Source organism: uncultured Pseudoflavonifractor sp., assembly GCA_904419835.1.
Classification (GTDB): Bacteria; Bacillota; Clostridia; order Oscillospirales; family Oscillospiraceae; genus Pseudoflavonifractor.
In genome coordinates this window covers 1-4373 of the sequence record CAJFTA010000094.1, presented here as the reverse complement: position 1 = coordinate 4373, position 4373 = coordinate 1, and the positions used below count along the sequence as shown (strand labels likewise).

The following is a 4373-nucleotide window of genomic DNA, read 5'->3' as shown; positions in this document are numbered from 1 at the left end:
TCTCGTACAGTTGTTGTCTGCAACTCCAACTATAACCGATGAGGCCGTATCCTTCATCCTTTTTTATTCATTTGTCCAACATGTATTGTACTCCTACACTTAAAATTCTGCCCGCAGAGGGGAAAAGCTCTTGCAAAAGCGGGCAGAATACGGTAAAATGACTTGATTATATGTGAACCCCCACAAGACACCAATTTTTGGAGGACGATACCCATGATTAGTGCAAGCGATTTTCGTAACGGCATGACCTTTGAGATGGACGGCCAGGTTATGCAGGTGGTCGAGTTCCAGCACGTGAAGCCCGGCAAGGGCGCGGCCTTTGTCCGCACCAAGATGAAGAACGTCATCACCGGCAGCGTCACCGAGACCTCCTTCAACCCCACCGCCAAGTTCGAGGAGGCCTTCGTGGAGCGCAAGGATATGGAGTACAGCTATAACGACGGCGATCTCTACTACTTCATGGACCCCGAGACCTATGATCTGGTGCCCATCGACGGCCACGTGCTGGGCGACAACTTCCGCTTTGTGAAGGAGAACATGTCCTGCAAAATCAACTCCTACAAGGGCAAGATCTTCTCCGTGGAGCCCCCCACGTTCGTGGAGCTGGAGGTCACCGAGACCGATCCCGGCTTCCGCGGCGACACCGCCACCAACGTGACCAAGCCCGCCACCCTGGAGACCGGCACGGAGATCAAGGTGCCCCTGTTCATCAACCCCGGCGACCGCATCAAGATCGACACCCGCACCGGCGAGTACCTGGAGCGCTGCAAGGCCTGAGTTCAGGCGGCACCAAAGGGAAAGGCCGGTTCCCGCGCGGGTGTCGAGGGGCCCCGCACGGCGGGGCGCGCGGCAGCGCGTACAAGCATTTTGCATGCGGCAAAATCTTGCCGCAGGGCGGATTTACTCCGCCCGCGGAAGCTGGAAAAGGGAACCCGGACAAATTTTAATTTGGACGGGGCACCCGCACCGGCGAGTACCTGGAGCGCTGCAAGGCCTGAGTTCAGAGGCGGCAGTGAGCATTTGAAGCGCACTGCAAAGCCTGAACTGTGCCCGGCGGCAGCGTGCCGCACGGGAGGGCACGATGAACGATCCACTTTCGAACGGTCCCAAAAGGATGAGTGTGAAAGGAGATTAACATGACGATTTCTGAGAAGGTCGCGTACCTGAAGGGCCTGGCCGAGGGCATGAAGCTGGACACCGAGGAGTCCAAGGAGGGCAAGCTCATCAGCGTGATGATCGGCATCCTGGAAGAGGTCGGCCTGTCCATCGAGGACATGGAGGACAACATGGAGGCCATGGGCGAGGAGATCGACGCCATTTCCGACGATCTCTCCGACGTGGAGAAGGTTGTCTACGACGAGGACGACGAGGATGACGACGACGAGGACGAGTGCGACTGCTGTGAGGACGACGACTTCTTTGAGGTCGAGTGCCCCAACTGCGGCGAGGAGCTGGTCATCGACGAGGACGTGCTGGAGGCCGGCACCGTGGAGTGCCCCAGCTGCAAGAGCAAGTTTGCCATTGACGTGGGCGACTGCGAGGAGGACGGCTGCGGCTGTGGCTGCGGCCATGACCACCACCACGACGGCGAGGAATAACAGACGGCAAAAGCCCGGAGCGGACCGCTCCGGGCTTTTTTGCGCGGCAGCAAGAGAGCAGCGGGGCCTGCCTCACGGCAGGCCCCGCTTAGGCTTTCGAAAAAGTGGCGGAAGCCACTTTTTCGAAGGAGTCTTCATGAAATTTTCACCTCGATTTCTGATGAAATTGTCGGCAAAAATTTCATGAGAAGGGTCATTTTCGAGGCGCATGTCCCCGAAAATGACGGATTTTCGTTTGATTCCGTCATCTGCGGATGACGGAACTCTGCGAGGCTTCCCCTTCTGGGAGATTTTTCGACACGCTGAGCGGGGCCTGCCGTGAGGCAGGCCCCGCTGTAATTTAACGGCTGAAATCGTAGCCCAGGTCGGGGCGGACGGTCAGGTCGATGATGTCCTGGGCGTCGTAGAACTGGAGGTAGCGGCTGCGGGCCCAGCGGAGGGTGGTTCCGTCGGGGTGGAGCCGGTCGCAGATGACGGCGGAGATGTCATCTTTGATATAGGAGAAGGAGTTGATGCCCACGCTGGCAAAGATGCGGAAGCCCTGGCTCTGGAGATACTGGAAGGTGGGGCCGGTCTGGTGCCAGTCGCCGCCGTCGGGGCGGGCGCCGTGGGGATAGAAGAGGATGTTGGTGGGGCCCACCAGGCTGCCAACCTCCTCCGCCCAGCGGACAGTGTCTCGCTGAATCCAGGCCATGTCGTCCATATCCAGGCGGATGTGACCCCAGGTGTGAGAGCCGAAGGTCCAGCCGGTCTCCTTCAGCCGCGCAATGATGGGCTTCACCGCCTCAATCTCAGCGGCGCGCTTGGCGTCAAAGGCGGGGCGGGCCGGGTCGTCGGCGGCAATGTCGATATCATTCTGGGTGCGGTAGCCGAAGATGCCCTCATAGCCGGTGAGGGAGTAGATGGCCTTGGCGCCGTTGAGGGAGAAGTCGGGGTGCTCCAGGACGAAGTTGTCCAGGATGGGAGTGGCGTCCAGGTCCTGGGTGAGAGAGACCTCGCCGGTGAAGGGATCACGGGTCTCGGCCCAGATCTGGCCGTCGTCCCCCAGCACCAGCTTGGAGGTAAAGCCCTCCTCCAGCATGTACTGGTAGTAGTTCACGTCGTCAAAGGAGATGATGAGAGGCTTCTTGCCCTCGGGGAGCATCAGGGTGTTGCGCTGCATCCGGGCCACGCCGTTTTCGTCGACGACCTCGCTCCACACATCCCCCATGTTCACCAGGATGTAGCCCTTGTCGTAGACGTTCTGGATGATCTTTTTGAACTCGTCCACCGTCACCATCCAGTCGTCCAGGCCGGCCTGACGCTTCTCGGAGATGGCGCTGGAGAAGGTATACTCCGGATAGGCGATGACCGGGTGGAAGAACAGGTGCTCCACCGGCTGGTTGGGACCCCAGGTCTGGGTGAGCTGGTCCTCACTCCAGTAGTTGCGCACTGCGTCGTAGGGGTCCACGGGCTCGGGCGTCGGCGTGGGGGTGGGCGTGGCGGCGGGCTGCGCCTCGCTCTGGGTGGGGGAGGGCACCGGGGACTGGCTACCGCCGCCGGCGGATTGACAGGCGGCCAGGGGCAGCATCAGGGCCAGAGCCAGCCCCAGGGCGAGAAATCGGGTCAGGTTTGTTCTCATAGAAAGCGTTCCTCCTGCAAGATGGTTCTCTGTGTATTGTGCCTTGTCAGTAATCACTATCATACGACAAAAAAGCGGAAAAGTAGATAACAAAGGGGTTACAAATCCTTAAAAATTTTTCAGATTTCTTCAGGCGAGTGAAGAATTGACGGAGGAGCGCAGAAAAAAGTTTTATCACGGAGGAAAAAGACGAAATTTTTTCAAACAGGCGTCAGGATGGTTTTTCTAGTTGCAAAGCGGGGCAGTTTCTGGTAAAATACAGAGGATTGATTCTTCGCACCTGCCGGCGGCGCAGGAGAATTTCCATAGGAGATGGATAGATGAATAGCAGTGAAAAGCTGGAAAAGCAGCGGCTGAAGGCAGAGAAGCAGCGGCAGGAGGACGTTGCGCTTACCAAGGTTCTCTACTGGATTGTGGGAGCGGTGGTGCTGGAGTTCCTGCTGCTGATGACGCAGAAATATTATATTAACTTTACCGTGGATGACTTCGGTATCAACCTGGCGGTGGCCATTGCCGCAGCGCTGAAGGTCATCACCTTCGCGGGCATCATCGCCGGAGCGGCGGTCCTTGCGCTGGCGTACAGCCGGTGGAAAAAGGGAAAGCAGGGCGTGTTCCTCTGGGCACTGGGCGTGTTCCTGATTCTGCTGGGCATATACAGCGCCGTGGTATGGCAGTTTAACGCCACCGGCGTGGAGTTCCTGATTTTTGCCAACGTAGTGTTTGCGGTGCTGGCCTTTGTATACTATATCTATCAGCTGGAGTTCTTTGCCGTGGCGCTGACCTGCGCCGCCGGCGTGCTGGGCATTTACGTCCGGTTCACCAGCAGCGGCGGCCTGCGGACCTACGCGGCCATGGCTCTGATGCTGGCGGTGCTGGTTGTGGTGGCCGCTGTGGCCGCCGCCGCCCAGCGGGGTAAGGGCGCGCTGAACCTGAAGGGGAAGCGGATAGAGCTCCTGCCTAAGGCCGCCAACTATATCCTCATCTATGTCAGCTGTGTGCTGATGGCGCTGGTCCTGATTGCGTCTATGGTTATCGGGACCGGAGTGGGCGAGATGGTATACTATGCGGTGCCCGCCGCATGGGCGCTGATCATGGCCGTCTACTACACCGTGAAGCTCATGTAAAGAGTTCAAGAGAGAGGCCCGGCAGCGAAC

4 protein-coding genes are annotated in these 4373 nt (G+C 58.8%); 3 read left to right on the top strand and 1 reads right to left on the bottom strand.

Going from position 1 to position 4373, the window contains the following annotated elements; translation table 11 throughout:
• Nucleotides 1-213: 213 nt before the first annotated feature.
• Both efp and QZY67_RS11585 read left to right on the top strand, forming a co-directional pair.
• Nucleotides 214-777, top strand: coding sequence for an elongation factor P (gene efp, locus QZY67_RS11590; RefSeq protein WP_294531935.1), 564 nt, complete (start codon nucleotides 214-216; stop codon nucleotides 775-777).
• A 359-nt stretch (nucleotides 778-1136) separates the two neighbouring features.
• The gene (locus tag QZY67_RS11585) at nucleotides 1137-1598 is read left to right on the top strand and encodes a CD1247 N-terminal domain-containing protein (protein WP_295370467.1); all 462 of its coding nucleotides are present in this window, start codon (nucleotides 1137-1139) and stop codon (nucleotides 1596-1598) included.
• Nucleotides 1599-1938: 340 nt separating this feature from the next.
• Here QZY67_RS11585 and QZY67_RS11580 read toward each other — a convergent pair whose 3' ends face one another.
• Nucleotides 1939-3219 carry a hydrolase gene (locus QZY67_RS11580; RefSeq protein WP_295370465.1) on the bottom strand — a complete coding sequence of 427 codons (1281 nt, stop codon included), beginning with the start codon at nucleotides 3217-3219 and terminating at the stop codon, nucleotides 1939-1941.
• A gap of 320 nt (nucleotides 3220-3539) precedes the next feature.
• Here QZY67_RS11580 and QZY67_RS11575 point away from each other — a divergent pair, with 320 nt between their 5' ends.
• Complete coding sequence (locus tag QZY67_RS11575) at nucleotides 3540-4343, top strand: hypothetical protein (RefSeq protein WP_295370463.1); 804 nt, start codon at nucleotides 3540-3542, stop codon at nucleotides 4341-4343.
• Nucleotides 4344-4373 lie beyond the last annotated feature (30 nt).